This window comes from Janibacter terrae NBRC 107853 (assembly GCF_001591405.1).
In the GTDB taxonomy this organism is placed as follows: domain Bacteria; phylum Actinomycetota; class Actinomycetes; order Actinomycetales; family Dermatophilaceae; genus Janibacter; species Janibacter terrae.
The window spans coordinates 897,639-920,560 of record NZ_BCUV01000007.1; the positions used below are offsets into that span (position 1 = coordinate 897,639).

Below are 22,922 nucleotides of genomic sequence, written 5' to 3' on the forward strand. Positions count from 1 at the left end.
CCATCCCGTCCGAGACCGCCCGGTGGCGCGGCAGTAACCTTGGGGCCCATGTCCTCCCCTGCCCTGCCCCCCGAGATCCTGCGTGCCGCGGTGGCCCACCTGGCCCCGGCCGTGCCGCTGCTCACGGACCTCGGGCAGCGCTTCGCGCAGGACGGCCACGAGCTGGCCCTCGTCGGCGGACCCGTGCGCGACGCCTTCCTCGGGCGCACCAGCGGCGACCTCGACTTCACGACCTCCGCGTCGCCGGAGGAGACGGAGTCGATCCTCGCGGACTGGGGCGACGCGCACTGGGACATGGGTCGCGAGTTCGGCACGATCGGCGCGCGACGTGGATCCGACACCGTCGAGGTGACGACCTATCGCGCCGACGCGTACGACGGCGTGACCCGCAAGCCGGTCGTCGCCTTCGGCGACAACCTCGAGGACGACCTCGTCCGGCGGGACTTCACCGTCAACTCCATGGCACTGCGGCTGCCCGACCTCGAGCTCGTCGACCCGCACGGCGGGATGATCGACCTCGCCGCGGGGCGGCTGCGCACCCCGTCGGCCCCCGAGGTCTCCTTCTCCGACGACCCGCTGCGGATGATGCGCGCGGCCCGGTTCGTCGCCCAGCTCGGGCTGGTGCCCGCGCCGGAGGTCCTCGCGGCGATGACCGAGTCCGCGTCGACCCTGCAGATCGTCTCGGCCGAGCGCATCCGGGACGAGCTGGTCAAGCTCCTGCTCGGCGCCGACCCGGTCGCGGGCCTGCGCGTCCTCGTCGACACCGGCCTGGCCGAGGAAGTGCTCCCCGAGCTGCCCGCCCTGCGTCTGGAGATCGACGAGCACCACCGGCACAAGGACGTCTACGAGCACTCCCTCACCGTCCTCCAGCAGGCGATCGACCTGGAGACCGACGACGAGGGTGCCGTCCCCGCGCCCGACCTCGTCCTGCGCCTCGCCGCCCTCATGCACGACATCGGCAAGCCGCGCACGCGGCGCTTCGAGCCCGACGGCGGCGTCTCCTTCCACCACCACGACGTCGTCGGTGCCAAGCTCACGGCCAAGCGGATGCGGGCGCTGCGGTTCGACAAGGAGACGACGAAGGGGGTCGCCCGCCTCGTCGAGCTGCACCTGCGCTTCCACGGGTACGGCGACGGGCAGTGGACCGACTCCGCGGTGCGCCGCTATGTCACGGACGCCGGTCCCCTCCTCGAGCGGCTCCACCGGCTGACCCGGGCGGACTGCACCACCCGCAACCAGCGCAAGGCGACCCGGCTGCGCCGTGCCTACGACGACCTCGAGCAGCGCATCGCGGTCATCCGTGAGCAGGAGGAGCTGGACTCGATCCGTCCCGAGCTCGACGGCAACCAGATCGCCGAGGTGCTCGGGATCCCGCCGGGGCCCGTGCTCGGGGAGGCCTACCGGTACCTGCTGCAGGTGCGCCTCGACGAGGGCCCGATCGGCGAGGACGCCGCGGCGCAGCGGCTGCGGACCTGGTGGGCGCAGCGCGGCTGACCCGGCGGGGGAGCCGGCGGGGAGTGCTCCCCATGTCCTCCCCGACCCTGCTCGCCCTAGGTTTGTCGCGACACCGATGACGACGGCCTCCGGGCCCACCAGGGAGACGACATGGCCGTGCAGCAGGGCATGGACACTGCCAGGATCCGGCAGATCGCGAGCCGGCTGGAGACGCAGGCGGACAAGCTCGCCGACATCGTCGCGCGCGGGGGCACCAGCGCCAACGTCCTCTCGGCCAACTGGGCGGGGGCGGACGTGCGCCGGATGCTCACCACCTGGCAGGACGAGGCGAGCCGGCAGCTGACCGCCGCCTCGGACACGGTGCGCCAGGCCTCCCGGGCCCTGGTGCGCAACGCCGACGACCAGGACGACACCTCGGACGTCGTCGGGGGCGGGTCCGGTGGCCCGGGCGGTCCCGCAGGACCGGGCGGCCCTGGTGGACCCGGTGGACCCGGTGAGAGCCCCGGCGGTCCCGGCGGGGACCCCACCGAGGAGACCAAGGTCACCAAGGGCAACATCGAGTACCCCGGCAGGGACGCGCCCTGGGTCAAGGTCAACACGGACGGGTCCGGCGGCAAGCACTACTACGACCCGGTGACCGGCAAGCGGTGGCAGGAGTCGCCGGGTGGGACCTACGAGTCCTCGCAGGACCGCTTCGGGCACGACAGCGACACCCGCAAGGGCCCGGTCGGCGACACCGGCTGGGAGCGCGAGTCCACCCGCGGCGACGGGGGCGGGCACCGTGAGTACGGCGAGAAGTGGTCGAAGGAGAAGTCCTTCGACGACAACATCGGGCAGGACGTCAAGAAGGTCACGGACAACGTCCGCAGCGAGCCGATCGTCGAGCAGAAGCTCTGGGAGGAGGGCGGGGAGAAGCAGTGGGTCTCCGCCCGGGCCGGTGACGAGCAGACCGGTGCCAGCATCGCGCTCGCCGAGGCCAAGGCCAGGACCGAGGGCACGGCCGGCATCGACGCGACGCGCGGCGCCTACGTGGAGGCGGCCGCGGAGGCGGGCGTCTACCTCGGCAAGGGCGAGGCCCACTACGGCAACGAGCACGGCACCCAGGCCCAGGTCGAGGGCTACGTCGCCGGCGCGGAGGCCGAGGCGAGCGGCACCGCGCAGATCGGCCCCGGCGGCGCGAAGGTCGACCTCGGCGTCGAGGCCTTCGCCGGCGGCAAGATCGAAGGGGGCGTCAACCAGGACCTCGGGCCCGCGGAGGTCGGTGTGGCCGGCGAGCTGTCGTACGGCATCGGGGCCCACGCCGACCTCGACGCGGAGGCGGGCTGGGACAAGGTCGGCGTCGAGGTCGACGTGGGCGCCACCCTCGGCATCGGTGGCGGCGTGAAGTTCGACGTCTCCGTCTCGCCGAAGGAGATCGTCGACGGGCTCGGGGACGCCGGCCAGGCCATCGCCGACTCCGAGCTCAACCCCGCCAACTGGTGGTGACCCCCCTTCGTCCACCGGGTGGCAGGCTGGCACCGGACCTGCTCGCCCATGACCACCCCATGAACCCCAGGAGTGCAGCATGACCACGACCGTCACGTACCCGAGCGAGGTCGTCCCCGGCCCGCCGCCGATCCGGCTCGAGATGCCGGACGGCTGGACCCACGTGTGGGCACCCGAGACGCTGATCGCCATCCGCGACGACGCCCAGGGTGTCGACCACTTCCTCGCCAACGTCGTCGTCCGCTACTACCAGCGGATGGCTCCCTTCGGCGGCGAGGAGATCCACGCCGAGCTGCAGGAGTACGTCGACGCGCGCCGCGACGGCGAGCTCAGCCCGCTCAGGTCGCAGACCGTCGGGGACCGCGAGTGGCTCGGTGCCGAGCTCGCCTTCGTCGACGACCAGGCGGGGACCGTCGGGCAGGCGCACTGGTTCACCGCCCAGCAGACCCACGACGTGCTCGACGTCATCCAGGTGACCGGCTCGTACGCGGGCTCGCGCCGGGAGACCGACTACGCCATCATCGACCGCGTCGTCGACTCCATCCGGGTCAACCCCTGACGGATCGGACATGATGGACGTGGACCAGGGAGGTACCACCACACATGCCAGAGCTGACCTATCCGAGTGAGGTCTTCCCGGGACCTCCCGGAGTGACGATCGACGTGCCCGACACCTGGGCACCGGTGCGGGTCGGGGGGACGCTGCTGTCCTGCCGGCGCGTGGAGAGCGAGCAGGACTTCGCGCCCAATGTCGTCGTCCGCGGGTTCCAGCGCACCTCCGACTTCACCATGCGCCACGCCCTCGAGGAGCTGCGCAGCTTCGTCGCCGACCAGGCCGAGGGGCACGTCGACGAGCCCTTCGAGCTCGAGCTCGCGGGGGTCCCCTTCCTCGGGGTCAACGTCTCGTGGAAGGACCCCGAGATCGGGACCGTCGTGCAGATCCACCTCTTCGCCGGCTCCCGGCGCGGCCGCATCGTCGACCTGGTCCAGGCGACGGGCTCCGTCGGCGGCGACGACGCGCAGAGCTCCTACGCCGAGGTGCAGCAGATCCTCCAGACCCTCCGAGTGACGAAGTGACCGCCGTGGCCGACCCCGACCAGATCCCCCGACTCGTGCTGCGCGTCGGCGCCGCCACCGACACCGGGCGCGTGCGTGAGCACAACGAGGACTCCGCGCTTGCCGAGGGCGGCATCTTCGTCGTGGCCGACGGCATGGGCGGGCACGCCGCGGGAGAGGTCGCGAGCGGCATCGTCGTGGAGACGATGCGGGAGCTCGTGGCCGTCCGGGACCTCACCTCCGACGACGTCGGCAAGCAGCTGCTCGCCGCCAACCAGCGGATCCTCGACGCCGTCGCCGCCCACCCCGACCAGCGGGGCATGGGCACGACCGCGACCGGCATCGCGCTCGTCACGGCCGGCGGAGCCGACCACTGGGCCGTCTTCAACGTCGGCGACTCGCGCGTCTACCGGCACATCAACGGGACGCTCACGCAGGTCACCGTCGACCACTCGGAGGTCCAGGAGCTCGTCGACGCGGGAGTCATCACGGCCGCGGAGGCGCGGGTCCACCCCTCGCGCAATGTCGTCACCCAATCGCTCGGCACCGACTACGCCTACCAGTCCGACATCTGGGTGCTGCCGCCGTACGCGGGGGAGCGCTTCGTCATCTGCAGCGACGGTCTGACCAACGAGATCGACGACGAGCGGCTGCATGAGATCCTGCAGGCCCACGGTGATCCGCAGGTCGCCGCCGAGGAGCTCGTCCGCGCGGCCGTGGAGGCCGGCGGGCGTGACAATGTGACGGTCGTCGTCGTCAACCTCGACGGCGACGTGGGCGACGACCTGTCGGAGACGAGTCCGCGGGAGTCGGGGGAGGTCACCTCGCCCCGGGGCGGCCTGGACGAGAAGGAGTGACCATGCGCACGAGGATCGAGGGCCACGCCGGCTGGGTCGAGGTCACCCGTGACGGGCTGACCGTGCTCGCGAAGGGCGACCCGGACCTCGCCGCGCGCCTCACCACGGCGCTCGACTCCGCCGAGGAGGGCGAGGAGCTCGCCGACGTCGTCACCGACGAGCTGAGCGCGGACGGCGTGCGCCGTGCGCCGGACTTCGCCCTGGTCGACACGGCCGCCGGTCGCGTCCTCGTGCGCGGCACCGCCGTGGTCCGTCTCGTCGACGGCGAAGGGGGGACCCGCGAGGTCCTCGCGCCCCGCCGTGGGCCGTGGGCCGACGAGGACCTCGACGAGGCCGCCGAGGTGGTGCTCGTGACCGGCGAGGCCGAGCCGGCTGCCGAGCCCGAGCAGCAACCCGAGCCCGAGCCCGATCCCGAGGCGCCGGCTGCGCCCGCGACGCCCCCGGCGGCGGGCGGCTGGGCCGTCCCGTCGGTCTTCGGTGCGCCCGCGGCCGAGCGCCCCGCCCTGAGCGTCGTGCCCGACCCGGCCCAGCCGATCGAGGAGGGCCGGGTCGTCGAGACCCCGGCCCCGCAGGGCCAGGACCTCGTCGACGAGGACGTGGCCGGCGAGGGCGAGGACGAGGAGCTGCCGAGCTTCGACTTCCTCTTCGGCAACACCAGCCACCACCGCAGCTCGCTGGTCTCCGCCCTCGAGGACCACGAGCACCAGGAGCAGATCGACTCAGGTCCGGTCGCCGCCGCCGGGGGCTTCCAGCCGTCGCAGGACCGGGCGGGCGCCACCCTCGCGCCGCCCTCGGACGACGAGGAGCACGCGCCCGTCGACCCGGCCCCGTCCGGTCCGAGCCTCGGCGCCCTGCCGGGCGGCCTGCCGCCGATGCCCGGCAGCGTGCCCGCGGCCGACCCGGAGCAGGCACCGGCGGCGCCCTCGATGCCGGGTCCCTCGTACTCCACCCCGCCCGCCGACGGCCCTGCCCTGCGGGTGCAGGCCGCCCGCGACGACGCCCCCGGTCACGAGCCGGGAGGCGGGCGACCGCAGTTCGCCGACGGCCACCTCGTCGGCTCGCGCGTGCTGCGTGCGGTGCCCGACGAGGCGGGTGCCGGAGCGGGCACCGGCGGGGAGCCCCCTTCGTCCGCGGACCAGGACCCCGGGATCATCTCCGCCGTGCCGTGGGGCCCGGGTGCGCCCGTCGGGCCGTCGATCGGAGGCCTCCCGGGGCTGCCCGGCGGCCTGCCCGGCCTGCCGGTGCAGGACCTCGGCCCGGCCCAGCCGGTGGACGACCGCGAGGAGCCCGCCGCGGACACCGGGGAGGTCCCGGCCGGCCCGATGGTGCTCGCGGTGCGGTGCAGCGTCGGCCACCACAACCCCCCGCACGCGACCCGGTGCCGGGTGTGCGGCCAGGACCTGCCGACCCAGCAGTCCGAGCAGACCCCGCGCCCCGCGCTCGGCCTGCTCCGCCTGTCCACGGGCGACGTCGTCACCCTCGACCGAGGGGTCCTCATCGGCCGTGCGCCCCGCGCGGCCACCGGGGCCAGCGGGGCGCGCGCACCGCACCTCGTGCGCATCTCCAGCCCCGACAACGAGATCTCGCGCAACCACGTCGAGATCGTGCTCGACGGGTGGCACGTCCTCGTGCGCGACCTGGGCTCCACCAACGGCACGACCGTCGCGCTGCCCGGGTCATCGCCCGTGCGGGTGCGGCCCGGTGACCAGCAGACGATCGAGCCCGGCACGACGATCACCCTCGCCGACCAGGTCTCGATGGTCTTCGAGGTCACGGGATGATGCCTGAGTGAGCACCACCCTCCCTCCCGACCTCGATGGTCTCGACTACGTCCAACCGCTCGGCTCCGGTGGCTACGCCGACGTCTTCCTCTACGAGCAGCAGATGCCGCGGATGAAGGTCGCGGTCAAGGTGCTGAGGACCGAGGGGCTCACGCCGGCGATCAAGCAGCAGTTCATCGACGAGGCCAACACCATGGCCCAGCTCGCCGACCACCCCTACATCGTCCAGGTCTTCCGGTCGGGCACGAGTGAGGACGGTCGTCCCTTCCTCGTCATGAAGTACTACCCGCCGCCCAACCTCGCCCAGCGGGCGCGGACGGCGCGCTTCTCCGTCGAGGAGGTGCTGCGCACCGGCATCCAGCTCTCGAGCGCCGTCGAGACCGCCCACCGTGCCGGCGTCATCCACCGCGACATCAAGCCCGCCAACGTGCTCGTCAGCCAGTACGGCTCGCCGGGCCTGACCGACTTCGGCATCGCCGGCCGCGGCGGGGCGCTCGAGGAGCTCGACGACGACATCGGCGTCTCGATCCCGTGGGCGCCGCCCGAGGTGCTCTTCGGCCAGAGCAACGGCGACGCCCGCGCCGACGTCTACGCGCTCTCGGCGACGCTGTGGCAGCTGCTCGTCGGCCGGTCCCCCTTCGAAGTGCCGGGGGGCGACAACTCCGCGTACGCGCTCATGCCGCGCATCCGCTCCAACCCGCCGCCGAGCACCGGCCGCGCGGACGTGCCGCAGTCGCTGGAGCGGTTGCTCGCCCAGGCGATGAGCAAGAACCCGCTCGCCCGCCCCGCCAGCGCCATCGAGTTCGCGCGCAGCCTGCAGGCCATCGAGCAGGACGAGCGCTTCTCCCGCACCGCCATCGTCGTGCTCGACGAGCTCGGCCACACCGGCGACTCGAGGTCGCTGCCCGCCCACACCCAGGACCGCACGCGGCTGCGCGCGAACTCCGGCCCGGCCTCCGGCTCCGGCCCGCGCCCGACCACGGGCGCCCCGCCGCCACCCCTCGGCCAGCCCGTCATCGGCGGCCAGCTGAGCGGCGGTCGGGGGATCGGTGCCGCCGGAGCCGTCCCCATCGCGCAAGGGATCTCTGCCCGGACCGCCACCGGCCCCTCGGGCCCGCCACCGCCGCAGTCGACCGGTCCGCGCCCGCCGCAGGCCTCCGGGCCCCGACTGCCGCAGGCCTCCGGGCCCCGGCCGAGCGCCGCGCCCTCGACGACCAGGCGCACCTGGTGGCCGATCGCGGCCGGCATCGCCGGCATCCTGCTCGTCGTCGCCGTGGTCGGTGTCGCCCTCTCCCTCGACGGCGGCAGCGGCTCGGCGGCGACCTCGAGCGGTGGGAGCGGCGCCGGCCTCGCGGCACCGACCTTCACGAGCAAGGTCGTGGGCACCTCGGCGCAGTACACGATCACCTCGGACGCCTACCAGGACGGCGACTACTACCAGATCAGCTCCACGCCCGTCGCCGAGGAGCTCTCGCGGGTCACCCCCTCCGGCGTCAAGGTCGACCCGGAGACCAGGACGGGGACCTTCGAGCAGGAGTTCGGCAGCGCGACGCGACTGTGCGCCCACGTGCGCATCCAGCGCGGCGACCAGTACGGGCCGTGGAGCGAGACGAAGTGCATGGACAAGGAGGGCTGATGAGCCACCACGTGCCGCCGACCCGCCAGCACCCCGCCCCGCCGGAGCCGCCGCGCCGGGGGATCGAGGTGGGGCTCCTCCCCTTCGTCGCGAGCATCATCGGGATCCTCCTCGTCGCCGGGATCATCGGCGGGGTGCTGTGGGCCACCCGCGACGGTGCCGACCCCGTCGCGACCACGCACACCGACCCGACGCAGCCCGGCGGGGCACTCTCCGGGCGCCCCACGCTGCAGGTCGAGCCGGACGGCACGACACTGGTGTGGACCATGGACTTCGAGGGGCTGCAGGAAGGGGACGTCTTCATGCTCTCCACCGGCCCCGACCCCGACGCGGTGACCGGGGACCCGGTACGCGTCGACGGCACGACCCTCGAGCAGGGCGTCTCGCCGGGCGAGCAGCGGTGTGGGATGGTCCAGGTCGTGCGCGGCTCCCAACGATCCGGGTGGTCCGACGTCCAGTGCGAGAGGGTGGGACAGCAATGAGTGACAGCGTGGTGACGGTCGACTTCTGCGGTGAGCTGCACGAGGCACCGACAGAGGGCACGCTCACCATCGGGCGCGAGGGTGACGTCGAGATCGACGACAACCCCTTCCTCCACCGGCACTTCCTCCAGATCAGCCACGAGGGCGGCTGGTGGTGGCTGACCAACATCGGCTCCACCCTCACGGCCACCGTTGCCGACAAGAAGGGCCTCTTCCAGGCCTGGCTCAACCCCGGCGCGCGCATCCCGCTCGCCTTCGAGAAGGTCACCGTGTGGTTCACGGCCGGCCCGACGACGTACGACTTCGACGTCCTCGTCGGCAACCCGAGCTTCACCTCCGTCGACCACGAGGTGCTGCTGCCGCAGCAGGGCGGCGAGACCACCGTCGGGCGCGTCGCCTTCACCCCCGACCAGAAGCTGCTCGTCGTCGCCCTGTGCGAGGACTTCCTGCGCCGCGCGGGCGCGGGGCAGGGCGCCATCCCGAGCTCGGCCGTGGCCGCGCAGCGGCTCGGCTGGAAGGTCACGAAGTTCAACCGCAAGCTCGACAACGTCTGCCAGAAGCTCGCCGACGCGGGGATCCGCGGGCTCCACGGCGGACCGGGCAAGCTCGCGAGCAACCGCAAGTCGCGGCTCGTCGAGCACGCGCTGTCGACGCGCATGGTGACCGAGGACGACCTCGTGCTGCTGGACGACCCGGAGAGCATCGAGGCCTGAGCCCGGATGACCGAGCAGGGGGCAGGAGCGGCCGAGGGGACTGCCGGGAGCGAGCCACGTCGTCGAGCGACGTGGCTGCGCGTCGTCTCCGGCGGCGTCGTCGCGCTCGCGCTCGCCGTCGCCGGGATCTTCGCCCTGCGGGCCGAGGGCCGCCCCGTGCACGACGTGGCCCTCACCGACGGCAGCGTCTGGGTCTCCGGCGGCACGACGGGGTACTGGGGCCGGGTCAACACCGGGGCCCACAGCCTCGACCTCATCCTCCACGGCGCGGGGGAGAAGGACGCCGAGGACCTGCGCCCGGACATCCTCCAGGACGGGCGCAACGCGGTCGGCATCACCGGGGACCGCCGCCTCGTCGCCGTCGACTCGCGCACCGGCGAGCCCCTGGAGGGAGAGGTCCAGCTGCCGCAGCCGCACTACCCGTCCGGGACCCCCTTCGAGCGTCCCGACCTCGTCGCCCTGCAGGGCAACACGATCGCGGCCGTCGACCACGACACCGGCCGCATCTGGGCCAAGCGGCTCGACCCCAAGGGCGGCACCCCGATCACCGACCTGCTCGAGACGGGCCTCGTCGACACCGTCGGCCCCGGCGCCGCGATCACCGTCTCGGTGGACGGGGACATCATGGCCGTCTCGGCGGAGAGCGGGACGGTCGTCGAGATCCCGGCGAAGGGGGAGGGCTTCGGCCCCCCGAGGCGCGCCGACGCCGGCTTCTCCGGCAGCCGGGCCGCGGACATCACCGCGGTCGGCGACACCTGGGTCATCCTCGACCTCGAGACCGGCCGGATCCACGCCGAGGGCCTGCCCGAGCCGCAGTCCCTGCCCGACGGCACCCAGGAGACGCCGGGTGTCACCCTGTCGCTGGCGCTGCTCCAGCAGGCCGGGCCCGAGGCCGATGTCGTCGCCTACCAGACGATCGATGACGCCGGCCTCGTGCCGATCCGTGACGACCTCGACCAGGTGCCCCAGGACCAGGTCGTGTCGGGCATCGACCAGAAGCGCACGCGGGACCGCTTCCAGAAGATCTCCCGTCCCGCGATCAACGGCGACTGCCTCTACGCCGCCTGGGGGGACCGCAGCACCATCCGGTGGGGTCGCTCCTGCGGCGGCAGGGCGGAGGGCACCTCGGCGCTGGAGCTCGTCGGCAACACCACCCGCAGGGAGGGCGTCGTCTTCCGGACCAACCGGGGGCAGATCCTCCTCAACGACCTCGACACGGGGCGGGTCTTCGACATCGCCCTCACCGGGGACGTGCGCATCGACACCTGGCCCGGCGGCGCCCCGCGCAGCGAGCCGGAGCGGTGGATCTCCCCGGTGCAGCGGGACCGCCCGACGCCGCCCACGACCACCTCGACAACGAAGACCGGATGAGGAAGCAGGACAGATGAGCATCTCCCAGGAGCAGGCCGGTTGGTTCAACCAGGCCTTCCAGCAGATGGTCGGCAATATCGACCAGGTCATCCTCGGCAAGCAGCACGTGGTGCGGCTGGCTCTCACCTGCCTGCTCTCCGAGGGACACCTCCTGCTCGAGGACTACCCGGGCACCGGCAAGACCCAGCTCGCCCGCGCGCTCGCCGCGACCGTGCAGGGCAGCAGCAGCCGCATCCAGTTCACCCCCGACCTGCTGCCGAGCGATGTCACGGGCGTGACGATCTACGACGAGCGCACCAAGACCTTCGACTTCCACCGGGGCCCGGTCTTCGCGACCATCGTGCTCGCGGACGAGATCAACCGGGCCTCGCCCAAGACGCAGTCCGCGCTCCTGGAGGTCATGGAGGAGGGGCGGGTCACCGTCGACGGCACGACCCACGACGTCGGGCGGCCCTTCATGGTCGTCGCGACGCAGAACCCCATCGAGCAGGCCGGCACCTACCGCCTGCCGGAGGCCCAGCTCGACCGTTTCCTCATGAAGACCTCGATCGGCTACCCCGACCACGAGGCCACTGTCGCCGTCCTGTCCGACGCGGCCCGCCGCGACCGCACGAAGGGTCTGCGGCCCGTCGTCACCGCGCAGGTCGTGAGCGACATGGCCGGGCTCGCCGACCAGGTCCACGTCGACGCCGCGATCCTCGCCTACGTCTCGCGCCTCGCCGAGGAGTCGCGCCGGCACTCCGACGTGCGCCTCGGGCTGTCCGTCCGCGGCTGCCTCGCCTTCGTCCGTTGCGCCAAGACCTGGGCGGTGTCCCAGGGGCGTGCCCACGTCGTGCCCGACGACATCAAGGCGCTCGCCGAGCCGGTGATGAGCCACCGGCTCCTGCTCACCGCCGAGGCCGAGTTCGCCGGGGTCCGCACGAGCGACGTCATCGGCCGCATCCTCGGCGAGGTCGCCCCGCCGACCGAGCGGGTCGCCTGACCGCGAGGACGAGCCGACGATGACGACAGGACTGCCCACACCCCCGCCGGAGCGCCCCCGCGGGCGCGGCCGCGTGGGCGCCTCCACCGCCGCACCCGACGTCCCGTCGAGCGACGCGCGGCTGGAGCGGATGGCGCAGGCCAGCCAGCAGCGGGCGTCCGGCAACCGTCGGACCGTCACCCTGCCCGGCGCCGCCGTCCTCGAGGCGTCGAAGGGGGCCACCCGAGCCGTGCGCAGGGGAGCCCACGCGAGCGACGAGCGGCTGCGCCGCCGGTGGTTCGGCGGCCGGCTGGACTGGGTGACCTCGCTCGGCTGGAGCCTCCTGGGCGTCGGCGTGCTGCTCGGGGTGCTCGCCGTGCTGCTCGGCTGGGTCGAGCTGGCGATCATGGCGGTCACCGCCCTCGTGCTCGTCGCGCTCGGCGTCCTGGTCTCCCTCGGCCGGCACCGTGCGGACGTCGACCTGGTCGTCGAGCCGCTGCGGGCGGAGATCGGTGACCTCGCCCAGGGCCACGTCGTCCTGACCAATGCGTCGAGGCGCACGATGCTCCCTTCGCTCGTGCGCCTGCCGGTCGGGGACGCCGAAGAGGTCATCGCGGTCCCGTTGCTGCGCAAGGGCGCCCAGCACCGGATCTCCTTCCCGATCGGCACGCCGAGGCGCGGCGTCATCCCGGTCGGCCCCCCGACGACGGTCGTCGGTGACCCGCTCGGCATCACCCGTCGCACGGCGACCTTCGGCGGGCAGCAGCTCATGCACGTGCACCCGCGGCACGTCGCGCTCGAGTCCGGCGCCCACGGCCTGCTGCGTGACCTCGAGGGCGAGGTGACGCCCGAGCTGTCGATGGCCGACATCTCCTTCCACGCGCTGCGCGAGTACGAGCCCGGCGACGACCGGCGCTACGTGCACTGGCGCTCCTCGGCCAAGCACGGCCGCCTCCTCGTGCGGCAGTTCCAGGAGACGCGGCGCTCGCACCTCGGCGTCGTCGTCGACCCCGACCCGGCGATGTACCCGGGGGGCGAAGGGGACGTGGAGACCGCCATCGCCGTCGCGGCGTCGCTCATGGTCGCCTCGATCAAGGACGAGCAGGAGGCCACGGTCGTGTGCAAGGACGCCTTCGCCACCCGCACGACCGTGCCGCTCGTGCTCGACACCCTGACGACGGCGGGCACGGGGCGCACCGACCTCGTGCGCTCGGCCCGCGCGGTCGTGACCGCCGCGCCGGACTCCTCGGTCGCGGTCCTGTGCACCGGGCCCGGCCGCGCCTTCCTCGAGATCCAGCAGTGCCTCGGCGAGTTCGAGACCGAGGTGCACAAGGTGGCGGTCGTCGTCGACCCCCGCGCCCGGACCGGCCTGCGGCGCGTGCGCGGCCTGAGCATCGTGACGATCACGGACCTCGCCGACCTCGCGCGCGTGCGCGCGGGTCTGGTGCCCGCATGAGCCACGAGGGGAGCACGCGATGAGCCTCGTCGGCGCACCCCGGCCGGGGATGATCAAGCCCGAGCTCACCGGGCGGGACAAGGTCCGCGCGACGCTCGGCCGGATGCGCCCGGGGACCGGGCACTGGGTCGACATCGTCTTCACCGTGGCGGTCGTGGCCTGTGCGCTCGTCGGGCTGCGGACCGCGCTCTTCGGCTGGGAGGCCTGGCGGGCCGCGGCGGTCGGCATCGTCCTCGGCCTCGTCGTGGGGCACGTCCAGGGCACCTACCGCTGGCCGCTCGTGGCGATCACCGCCCTCGGGGCCGTGCTCCACCTGCTCCTCGGCGGTCCGCTCGCGGTCCGCGACGACGTGAGGTGGGGCTTCCTGCCCGTGGGGCAGACCTTCAAGGACCTCGTCGCCGGTCCGGTCACGGGCTGGATGGACCTGCTGACGCTCGTGCCCCCGGTCGACGCCCGGGGCCGCTTCCTGGCGATCCCCCTCTTCCTCGCGCTCGTGGGGACCGCGGTGACCTACGCGACCGCCCGCGTCACCCGGTCGCGGCTGCGGCTCGTCCTGCCCCCCTTCGCCCTGCTGGCGGTGACCATCGCGCTCGGCACCCAGGAGCCGGCCGCCCGCTGGGTGCAGGGTCTGCTGCTCGGCACCCTCCTCATCGCCTGGCTCGTCGTGCGCGACCACCTCGACCCCGGCGTCGGCATCGCCCGTCCCGGCACCCGGCGACCGGCCCCGTCGCGGGTCCTCTCCGGGCTGCTGCTCCTCGGCGTCGCGACCCTCGTCGGGGGCCTGCTCGGGCCGCACCTGCCCGGGGTCGAGAGCGACCGTCGGGTCGCGCGCACGGGGGTCGTCCCGGGGCACGACACCAATGTCCTGGCCTCGCCGCTCGGCCGCTACCGCGAGTTCACCGAGTCCAGCCCGAGCGGGCTCTACGACAAGGAGCTCATGCGGGTCGACGGGGTCCCGCCGACCACCCCGATGCGGCTCGCGACGCTCGACACCTGGGACGGCTCGACGTGGGGCATCGCCGGTCGTGGTGACTCCCGGGCCGACGCCGGCCGCTCCTTCCAGCAGTTCGGCCGGCGCGTCGGGGTGCTCGAGAGCAGCGACCCGAGCCGGGTCACGGTGACGATCCCCGAGGGCGGCTACTCGGGGTCCTGGGTGCTCACGACCGGTCGGGTCGAGGGCATCGAGTTCACGGGTGACGCGAGGGAGCGCCTCGACGAGAGCGTCTGGCTCAACCTGAGCACCAACACCGTCCTCGCCCCGCCCGAGCTGCGTCCCGGCGACGTCTACGAGCTGCGCACCGAGCTGCCCCCGCCGGGCGAGGGCGCACTGCCGGAGCAGCTGCCGGTGGCGCGGGGGAGCATGCCGATCCCGGGCGACACCTCCTTCGTCGACGGTCGGATCAACGCGTGGAAGGGGGAGGCGCGCGACCCGTGGGGCCAGTTCCGTGCCATCGCGACCACGATGCGCGAGCAGGGCACCTACACCGACGGCAGCCCGTCCACCGGTCGGCGCTCGCCGACCGAGGCCGAGCGCAGTGCCGCCGCCACCGACGTGCAGCGCTTCCCCGCAGGGCACGGCCTGGGCGTGCTCGACCGCTTCCTCAACTCGCAGCCGCTCGCCGGCAACGACGAGCAGTACGCGTCGACCCTCGGGCTCATCGGCAACCGGCTGGGCATCCCGACCCGGGTGGTCGTCGGCGCCACCGCGACCGACGACGGGATCGTCCGCGGGCGCGACATCCACGCCTGGGTCGAGGTGCAGCAGGCCGACGGCAGCTGGTTCCAGGTGCTCCCGCAGACCTTCGTCCCGACCGGGGGGACGCCGGCCGGCACCGAGCCGCAGCCCTGGACGCCGACCGAGACCGAGCCGCCCCCGCCCCCGCCGGCGGAGCCGCCGCCCCCGCCCGCGGAGGTGGTCGACTGGTCGGCCCCCTCGACGTGGCCGCTGTGGGCCCAGCTGCTCGCCGTCTTCGGGGCGCTGCCGCTGCTCCTGCTGGCGCTCACCCCCTTCGTCACGATGCTGCGGCGGGCCCTGCGGCTGCGCGGGGGCACCCCCGACCGCCGGGTCGGTCGCGCGTGGAACGACCTCGTCGAGGAGGCCCGCGCCCTCGGCCTGGTGCTCCCCGCCGGCGGGACCCGCCTCGAGCAGGCGGTCGCGCTCGGACCGGCCGTCGACGCCGTCCCCTCGGCGATGCGGGCCGACGCGATCGTCTTCGGCGAGGCCCCGCCCCACCCGGCCGCCGTCGCCGACTGGCAGCGCGAGCTGCGTCAGGTCCGTCGCCGGCTGCGCCGCCGGGCCCCCGTCGGCAGGCGCCTGCGTGCGACCTTCGACCCCCGGCCGCTCTTCTCCCACCAGGAGGACATCGGCCTGCACGACTCCACCACCGCCCCCGCCCGGAAGGCGCTCCGATGAAGCTGATGTTCACCCTCCGAGGCTCCGGCAACGAGGACACCGACCTCGTCGCCACGGTCGACGGACGCACGACGGTCGGTGACCTCGCGGAGCACCTCGTCCTCGCCGACCCCGAGCGCCAGCGCAGCGGCAGCCACTACGACCGCTCCGACCTCGGCGAGCACACCCTCGCCCTCGTCGACGAGAACCACCGCGCCGTCGACCCCAACACCACGGTCCAGGAGTCCGGCCTGCGCTCCGGTGCCCACCTCGCGGTGACCTGGCGCTCCTCGGGCTACAAGGACACCGCCGCGCCCGTCGCCGTGGCCCGGGTCGTCGCCGGGCCCGACGCCGGCCGGGAGTACGCGCTGCAGCGGGGCACCTCCCACGTCGGCCGCGGCCGTGACTGCGAGGTGCAGATCAACGACGCGTCGGTCTCCCGCCGGCACGCCAAGCTGCTCGTGGCCGACGTCGTCGAGGTGACCGACCTCGGCAGCTCCAACGGCGTCGTCGTGGGCGACGAGCAGGTCGACCGGGCGATCCTGCGCGAGGGCGAGACCTTCACGATCGGCGACACGACCTTCGAGATCTCGGCCAGGACCCGTGCCGCGGGGGTGACGACGACCGAGGCGGGAGACATGGCCTTCACCCGCTCGCCGCGGATCGCGCCCGTCTACCAGGGGCTGCAGTTCGAGGTGCCCGAGCTCCCGGAGCGCGGCAAGCCCCAGCGGATGCCGCTCGCGATGATGCTCGTGCCGATCTTCATGGGCGCGACGCTCTTCGCCATCACGCGCTCGCGCTTCACCATCATGTTCATGCTCATGATGCCGATGATGATGCTCGCCAACGCGTGGGAGTCGCGGCGTCGGGTCCGGCTGGACTTCGAGGAGGCGATGGCGGACTTCCGCGAGGACGTCGGCTACCTCGTCGAGGACATCGAGGTCGAGCTGGACCGCGAGCACGACATCCGGCGCCAGGAGCACCCGGCGGTCTCGGAGTTCGCCCGGGCCGTCGCCGTGCACCACCCGCTCATGTGGACCCGCCGCCCGGGGGAGCCGGGCTTCCTCGAGTACCGCCTCGGCCTGGGGGTGCGGCCGAGCCGCAGCGAGATCAAGCTGCCCAAGATGGGCCGCACCCGCGCCGAGGCCTGGCTCGAGGTCTCCAAGCTCATGCAGGGCCTCGGGGTCGTCGCCGACGTGCCGGTCACCGCCCACCCGCTCCTCGACGGCGCGATCGGTGTCTCCGGTCCGCGCGACGCGGCCCTGGGCCTGGCCCGCTCCCTCGTCGCCCAGACGATCGCCGCGCACTCGCCCGCCGAGGTCGTCCTGTGCGCCCTGGCGTCGACGACGTCCGGGCGCGACTGGGACTGGCTGAAGTGGACGCCGCACACCTCGTCGCCGCAGAGCCCGCTGGACGTGCAGCACACGGCGAGCTCCGGGCCGGGCTGCTCGGCGATGATGGAGCAGCTCGAGACGCTCGTCAGCACGCGCGCTGCGCAGGGGGAGAAGGCGAGGAAGGCCCCGGCCGTCGTCGTGCTCGTCGAGAACGACGCCCCCGTCGAGCGGGCGCGGCTCGTGCAGCTCGCCGAGGCCGGGTGGCGGGAGGCCGTCGTCGTCATCTGGGTCGCCCCCGTGACCGAGCAGCTGCCCGCGGCGTGCCGCACCTTCGTCGAGGTCTCCGAGACCGGTGCCTGCCAGGTCGGCTGGGTCGGCCCGGCACAGGTCGCGACCGATGTCTCCGCCGACCTGCTCCCGGCGAGCGACGCAGCGACGACGGCGCGCCGGCTCGCCCCGATCACCGACTCGAGCGCCCTCTCCCAGGACGACTCCGACATCCCGCGCTCGGTCTCCTACCTCGCGCTCGTCGGCACCGAGCTGGCCACCTCCGAGACGGCCGTCATCGAGCGGTGGAACGAGAACCGCTCCATCCTCACCGGCCGCCATGCCCCCCCGACCCCGAGCCGCCGGCCCGGCTCCCTTCGCGCCGTCATCGGCCAGTCCGCTATGGGCACGTACAGCATCGACCTGCGCTCCGACGGGCCGCACGCGCTCGTCGGCGGCACCACCGGCGCCGGCAAGTCCGAGCTGCTGCAGGCGTGGATCCTCGGCATGGCCACGGCCAACAGCCCGCAGCGGGTGACCTTCCTGCTCGTCGACTACAAGGGCGGCTCGGCCTTCCGTGACTGCGTCCAGCTGCCGCACACCGTCGGCATGGTCACCGACCTCTCGCCGCACCTCGTGCGCCGCGCGCTGGCCTCGCTGTCGGCCGAGCTGCACTACCGCGAGCACCTGCTGGCGCGCTTCAAGGCCAAGGACCTCGTCGAGCTGGAGCGGCGCGGCGAGGTCGAGGCACCGCCGAGCCTGATCATCATCGTCGACGAGTTCGCCGCCCTCGTCCAGGAGGTCCCCGACTTCGTCGACGGGGTCGTCAACATCGCCCAGCGGGGTCGCTCGCTCGGGATCCACCTGATCCTCGCGACGCAGCGTCCGGCGGGTGTCATCAAGGACAACCTGCGCGCCAACACCAACCTGCGCATGGCGCTGCGCATGGCCGACGAGGCCGACTCGAGCGATGTCCTCGGGACCAAGGACGCCGCCTGGTTCGACCCGGCCCTGCCCGGCCGCGCGATGGCCAAGTCCGGCCCGGGCCGGCTGGTGCCCTTCCAGACCGGGTACGCCGGTGGGTGGACGAGCGACACCCCCCCGCCGCCGGACATGCTCGTCTCGACGCTCGCCTTCGGCGCACCGGTGACCTGGGAGCTGCCCGCCAAGCCGAAGGGGGACGAGGACCCCGACCTCGGGCCCACCGACATCCAGCGCGTCGTCGAGACCGTCGAGCGGGCGCGGGTCGAGTCCGAGATCCCCCTCCCGCGCAAGCCCTGGCTGCCCGAGCTCGGCGAGGTGTACGACCTGGCCAAGCTCCCGACCGAGCGTCGCGACGACGAGCTCGTCATCGGTGTCGCCGACGACCCCGACCGGCAGGCGCAGCCGACGATCAGCTTCCGCCCCGACGCCGAGGGCAACCTCGCCGTCTACGGCGCCTCGGGTGCGGGCAAGAGCTCCTTCCTGCGGACGATCGCCATCACCGCGGGGTTCACCGTGCGCGGCGGCCCCTGCCACGTCTACGGCCTCGACTTCGGCAACCGCGGCCTGTCGATGCTCGAGGACCTGCCGCACGTCGGCAGCATCATCTCGGGCCAGGACGAGGAGCGGGTCAAGCGGCTCATCACGATGCTCCGCGAGACCATCGACGAGCGGGCGATCCGCTACTCCAGGAGCAGCGCCACGACGATCACGCAGTACCGCAGGCTCACCGGCGACACCGACGAGCCGCGCATCTTCGTGCTCGTCGACGGCCTGACCGCCTTCCGCAACGCCTACGAGTCCTCCGGTGCCCTCATGAGGTGGCTCGACGCCTTCACCGCGCTGCTCGGGGACGGCCGCCCCGTGGGGGTGCACTTCGTGCTCTCCGTCGACGCGCGCAACGGCCTGCCGGTGTCGATGGGCTCGTCGGTGCAGTCCCGCTTCGCGCTGCGCATGGCCACGGACGAGGACTACGGGTTCCTCGGTGTGCCCTCGGACGTGCTGACGCCCGAGTCGCCCCCGGGGCGGGGCATCTTCAAGAAGCGCGAGGTCCAGGTGGCCGTGCTCGGCGGGAGCCAGGACGCGTCCGAGCAGTCGCGCATGGTGCGCGGCTTCGCCGAGACGATGGCCAAGTCCGGACGGACGCCGGCACCGCCGATCGCGTCGCTGCCCGAGGTCGTCCCCGCGAGCGACCTGCCGGCGGAGGTCGGCGGCCTGCCGGTGATCGGCATGGACTCCGACGAGCTGGCCCCGGTCGCCTTCGACCCCCGGGGTGGCTTCGTCGTCACCGGCCCGCCCGGCAGCGGCCGGACGACGACGGTCGCGGCGATGGTGCGGGCGGTCAAGCGCTGGAACCCCGCGGCCCAGGCGCACCTCATCACCGCGCGGCGCAACTCCGAGCTGCTGGACATGCCCGAGTTCGACACGACGGCCACACGCGAGGAGGCGGTCAAGGAGCTGTGCAACCGGCTCAAGGAACGGGCGCTCGACGAGTCCTCGCCGCTGCAGGTGCTCGTGCTCGAGAAGGTCGACGACCTCAACGCGCCGCCCTTCCAGTCCCCGGTGCAGGACGTCGTCAAGCCGCTCGTCGACAACGACCACCTCGTCATCGGGGAGGCGGACCCCCAGGCCTTCAGCTCGAGCATGGGCATGCCGGGGATCATCAAGTCCTCGCGTTCGGGCATGGCCCTGGCCCCGGACGGGTCCGAGGGGACGATGGTCTTCAAGACCAACTTCCCGCCGCTCGCGCGTGTCGTCATGCCCGAGGGCCGGGGCGTGCTCGTCCGTCGCGGACGCGCCGCCATCGTCCAGGTCGCCCTGCAGGAGCCCGCCTGGCGGCGATGAGCCGGGGGAGTTCTCCCCATGTACCGCGGCGCGGTTCCTTCCCTAGTGTTGGCAGCAGTCGGGCAGGGACACGGCCCGCGAACCACCACAGACCACGCACCACCCGATCGCAGGAGGACAACATGGCTTGGCTCGGTATGAACCTCGACACCGTCAAGGGCGAGCTCCCGAAGTGGGTTCAGCTCAAGGAAGACCTCAACAACGTCATCACCTCGGTCAACACCCAGGTCAACGAGGCCGACCAGAACTGGAACGGCCCGGACTCCGAGCAGTTCGTCACCGAGTGGGAGAGCAACCACCGTCCCAACCTGGAGAAGATCGTCGGTCTCCTCGAGGCGCTGGAGCAGCAGCTCAACCGGGACATCGCGGGCCAGGAGTCGGCCTCCAACGAGTACGCCTGACCCACCCGAGCACACCCCCCCCACACACCACGACTTGAAGGAGAACTGACATGGCCATGGATCACGCGATGGACGTCGAGCGGATCAGGGACATCGCCGCGAAGCTGAAGACGGAGGCCGGCAAGGTCAACGAGATCATCAGCAACGGCACCACCCAGGCCGGCACGCTGGCGGAGAACTGGCTCGGCCACGACTCCGACCAGTTCGGCCAGGACTGGCAGGACGCCGCGCGGCAGCTGCAGAACGCCCAGCAGTCGCTCGAGGAGTACTCGCAGAAGGCGAACAACAACGCGGACCGCCAGGACGACAAGTCCAAGTCCGTGGGCGCCTGATCGCCGTAACGCGCACGCGAGGGGGCGGGCCCGACCACGCGGTCGGACCCGCCCCCTTCGTCATGCCCGGACGAGCTCAGTCGTCGATGACGACGAGGACCTCGCCCTCCTGGACGACGTCCCCCGGGGAGACCTTGACCTCCAGGACGCGCCCGGAGCGGTCGGACAGCACGGGGATCTCCATCTTCATCGACTCGAGGAGCACGAGCTCGTCGCCCACCGCGACGACCTGGTCGGCCGCGACCTGCACGGCGAGGACGTTGGCGACCAGCTCTGACTCGACTCTGTGACCCATGCCACCGAGGTTAGTGGAGCGGTCGACCGGGAGGTACCCGGGTCCGGATCAGCGCTCCTCGGTGCCTGCGATGAAGGCCTCGAGCTTGACGCGGCCCTCGGTGTCCTCGCGCTGCTCCGGCGGGGACTTCATGAGGTAGCTGCTCGCGGAGAGCAGGGCGCCGCCGATGCCACGGTCCTTGGCGATCTTGGCCGCGCGGATGGCGTCGATGATGATGCCGGCGCTGTTCGGCGAGTCCCAGACCTCGAGCTTGTACTCGAGGTTGAGCGGGACGTCGCCGAAGGCGCGGCCCTCGAGGCGCACGTACGCCCACTTGCGGTCGTCGAGCCACGCGACGTAGTCGGACGGGCCGATGTGGACGTTGCGGTCGTCCGCACCGACGCCGGCCAGCGGGCCGTCGAGGTTGGAGGTCACGGCCTGCGTCTTGGAGATCTTCTTCGACTCCAGGCGCTCGCGCTCGAGCATGTTCTTGAAGTCCATGTTGCCGCCGACGTTGAGCTGGTAGGTGCGGTCGAGGACCACGCCGCGCTGCTCGAAGAGCTTGGCCATGACGCGGTGCGTGATCGTCGCGCCGACCTGGCTCTTGATGTCGTCGCCGATGATCGGGACGCCGGCGTCCTCGAACTTCTTGGCCCACTCGGGGTCGGAGGCGATGAAGACGGGCAGGGCGTTGACGAAGGCGACACCCGCATCGATCGCGCACTGCGCGTAGAACTTGTCGGCCTCCTCCGAGCCCACGGGCAGGTAGCTGACGAGGACGTCGACCTCGGCGTCCTTGAGCGCCTGGACGACGTCGACCGGCTCGGCGGGGGACTCGTCGATGGTCAGGGCGTAGTACTTGCCGATGCCGTCGAGGGTCGGGCCGCGCTGGACCGTGACGCCGGACGTCGGGACGTCGGCGATCTTGATCGTGTTGTTCTCCGAGGAGTTGATCGCCTCGGCGAGGTCCTTGCCGACCTTCTTGTCGTCGACGTCGAAGGCGGCGACGAACTGGACGTCGGAGACGTGGTAGTCGCCGAACTTCACGTGCATGAGACCGGGGACGGTGCCCTGCGGGTCGGCGTCCTTGTAGTACTCGACACCCTGGACGAGCGAGCTCGCGCAGTTGCCGACGCCGACGATGGCGACGCGGATGGCGGTCATGGGTTCTCCTTGGTGGGGGGCGGGTTGAAGGCGGGGTGGGTCGGGTCGCTCAGGGAGCCGGGGCGCACGAGGGGCGTGCGGCGCTCGGCGTCGAGGAGGTCGTCGAGCCAGCGCAGCGCGCGCTCGACGGCGTCCTCGTCATGGGCACGAAGGGCGGCGGTCCAGCGGTCCCCGCGGCTCGGGCCCTCGGCGCCGCGCATCGCGGCGAGCTGCTCGGCGAGGCGCGCCCGGCGGCCCTCGAGGATGCGCACGCGCACCTCGCGCTCGGTGCGGGCGAAGAAGGCGACGCGCACGTCGAAGGCCTCGTCGGCCCAGCTGCCGGGGTCGGTGCGGCCGGCGAGCGCGGCGAAGGCCTCGCGCCCGGCGTCGGTGATCGTGTAGGTGATCCGCTGCCGACGGCTGCTGGTGGCGCGGGGCTCGTCGCGGTCGACGCTCACGAGGCCCTGGCCCTGCAGGCTGGCCAGGCACGGGTAGAGGGTGCCGAAGGACAGGGCACGGAAGGCGCCGAGGCCGGTGTTGAGCCGCCGGCGCAGCTCGTACCCGTGCAGGGGGCTCTCGTGGAGGAGGCCGAGCACGGCGAACTCGAGCATCTCCCTGCGGCGCACGTGCCCTCCCTTCGTCCCTGATCTCGGTGCACCGCTCGGTGGGTGGTGCCCGTTGATCGTACTCGATGTATCGG

At 72.8% G+C, this 22,922-nt stretch carries 19 protein-coding genes; 16 read left to right on the top strand and 3 right to left on the bottom strand.

Annotated features, from left to right (window positions below; all coding sequences use genetic code 11):
• The first annotated feature begins 48 nt into the window (after nt 1–48).
• The 16 genes from JT1_RS14000 (at nt 49) to JT1_RS14075 (ending at nt 20,805) form a co-directional block, all read left to right on the top strand.
• A complete protein-coding gene (locus tag JT1_RS14000) occupies nt 49–1,494 on the top strand; it encodes a CCA tRNA nucleotidyltransferase (protein WP_068327687.1) in 1,446 nt (481 codons plus the stop codon).
• A gap of 111 nt (nt 1,495–1,605) precedes the next feature.
• Complete coding sequence (locus JT1_RS18620; RefSeq protein WP_068327689.1) at nt 1,606–2,940, top strand: WXG100 family type VII secretion target; 1,335 nt, start codon at nt 1,606–1,608, stop codon at nt 2,938–2,940.
• Between the two features lie 79 nt (nt 2,941–3,019).
• Nucleotides 3,020–3,499, top strand: a complete 480-nt coding sequence (locus JT1_RS14010) for a hypothetical protein (protein WP_068327691.1) — start codon at nt 3,020–3,022, stop codon at nt 3,497–3,499.
• Nucleotides 3,500–3,543: 44 nt separating this feature from the next.
• Nucleotides 3,544–4,017 (top strand): hypothetical protein, encoded by a 474-nt coding sequence (locus tag JT1_RS14015; RefSeq protein WP_169702014.1) that lies wholly within the window; start codon nt 3,544–3,546, stop codon nt 4,015–4,017.
• 5 nt (nt 4,018–4,022) lie between these two features.
• The gene (locus JT1_RS14020) at nt 4,023–4,853 is read left to right on the top strand and encodes a PP2C family protein-serine/threonine phosphatase (protein WP_255218332.1); all 831 of its coding nucleotides are present in this window, start codon (nt 4,023–4,025) and stop codon (nt 4,851–4,853) included.
• 2 nt (nt 4,854–4,855) lie between these two features.
• Nucleotides 4,856–6,634, top strand: coding sequence for an FHA domain-containing protein (locus JT1_RS14025; RefSeq protein ID WP_068327698.1), 1,779 nt, complete (start codon nt 4,856–4,858; stop codon nt 6,632–6,634).
• 7 nt (nt 6,635–6,641) lie between these two features.
• Complete coding sequence (locus tag JT1_RS14030) at nt 6,642–8,270, top strand: serine/threonine-protein kinase (protein ID WP_068327701.1); 1,629 nt, start codon at nt 6,642–6,644, stop codon at nt 8,268–8,270.
• Nucleotides 8,270–8,752, top strand: coding sequence for a hypothetical protein (locus tag JT1_RS14035; protein ID WP_068327704.1), 483 nt, complete (start codon nt 8,270–8,272; stop codon nt 8,750–8,752). Before JT1_RS14030 ends, JT1_RS14035 begins: the two co-directional genes overlap by 1 nt.
• Nucleotides 8,749–9,465 (top strand): FHA domain-containing protein, encoded by a 717-nt coding sequence (locus tag JT1_RS14040; protein ID WP_068327706.1) that lies wholly within the window; start codon nt 8,749–8,751, stop codon nt 9,463–9,465. The genes JT1_RS14035 and JT1_RS14040 overlap by 4 nt, the downstream gene beginning before the upstream one ends.
• 6 nt (nt 9,466–9,471) lie before the next feature.
• Complete coding sequence (locus JT1_RS14045) at nt 9,472–10,836, top strand: hypothetical protein (protein ID WP_068327709.1); 1,365 nt, start codon at nt 9,472–9,474, stop codon at nt 10,834–10,836.
• A gap of 13 nt (nt 10,837–10,849) precedes the next feature.
• Nucleotides 10,850–11,818: an AAA family ATPase gene (locus tag JT1_RS14050; protein ID WP_068327711.1), complete on the top strand. Its 969-nt coding sequence runs from the start codon at nt 10,850–10,852 to the stop codon at nt 11,816–11,818.
• Nucleotides 11,819–11,837: 19 nt separating this feature from the next.
• The gene (locus tag JT1_RS14055; RefSeq protein WP_169702015.1) at nt 11,838–13,253 is read left to right on the top strand and encodes a DUF58 domain-containing protein; all 1,416 of its coding nucleotides are present in this window, start codon (nt 11,838–11,840) and stop codon (nt 13,251–13,253) included.
• A 19-nt stretch (nt 13,254–13,272) separates the two neighbouring features.
• A complete protein-coding gene (locus tag JT1_RS14060; protein ID WP_068327720.1) occupies nt 13,273–15,666 on the top strand; it encodes a transglutaminase domain-containing protein in 2,394 nt (797 codons plus the stop codon).
• 5 nt (nt 15,667–15,671) lie between these two features.
• Nucleotides 15,672–20,072: a type VII secretion EssC family protein gene (locus tag JT1_RS14065; protein ID WP_169702016.1), complete on the top strand. Its 4,401-nt coding sequence runs from the start codon at nt 15,672–15,674 to the stop codon at nt 20,070–20,072.
• Between the two features lie 122 nt (nt 20,073–20,194).
• Complete coding sequence (locus tag JT1_RS14070) at nt 20,195–20,473, top strand: WXG100 family type VII secretion target (protein ID WP_169702017.1); 279 nt, start codon at nt 20,195–20,197, stop codon at nt 20,471–20,473.
• 50 nt (nt 20,474–20,523) lie between these two features.
• The gene (locus JT1_RS14075) at nt 20,524–20,805 is read left to right on the top strand and encodes a WXG100 family type VII secretion target (protein WP_068327729.1); all 282 of its coding nucleotides are present in this window, start codon (nt 20,524–20,526) and stop codon (nt 20,803–20,805) included.
• 76 nt (nt 20,806–20,881) lie between these two features.
• Here JT1_RS14075 and JT1_RS14080 read toward each other — a convergent pair whose 3' ends face one another.
• The 3 genes from JT1_RS14080 to JT1_RS14090 are packed head-to-tail and all read right to left on the bottom strand — an operon-like array spanning nt 20,882 to nt 22,848.
• On the bottom strand, nt 20,882–21,100 hold the full coding sequence (locus tag JT1_RS14080; protein WP_068327732.1) for a biotin/lipoyl-binding carrier protein: 219 nt from the start codon (nt 21,098–21,100) through the stop codon (nt 20,882–20,884).
• 48 nt (nt 21,101–21,148) lie between these two features.
• Nucleotides 21,149–22,243 (bottom strand): inositol-3-phosphate synthase, encoded by a 1,095-nt coding sequence (locus tag JT1_RS14085; protein WP_068327736.1) that lies wholly within the window; start codon nt 22,241–22,243, stop codon nt 21,149–21,151.
• On the bottom strand, nt 22,240–22,848 hold the full coding sequence (locus JT1_RS14090; RefSeq protein ID WP_245634838.1) for a PadR family transcriptional regulator: 609 nt from the start codon (nt 22,846–22,848) through the stop codon (nt 22,240–22,242). The genes JT1_RS14085 and JT1_RS14090 overlap by 4 nt, the downstream gene beginning before the upstream one ends.
• Nucleotides 22,849–22,922: the final 74 nt, after the last annotated feature.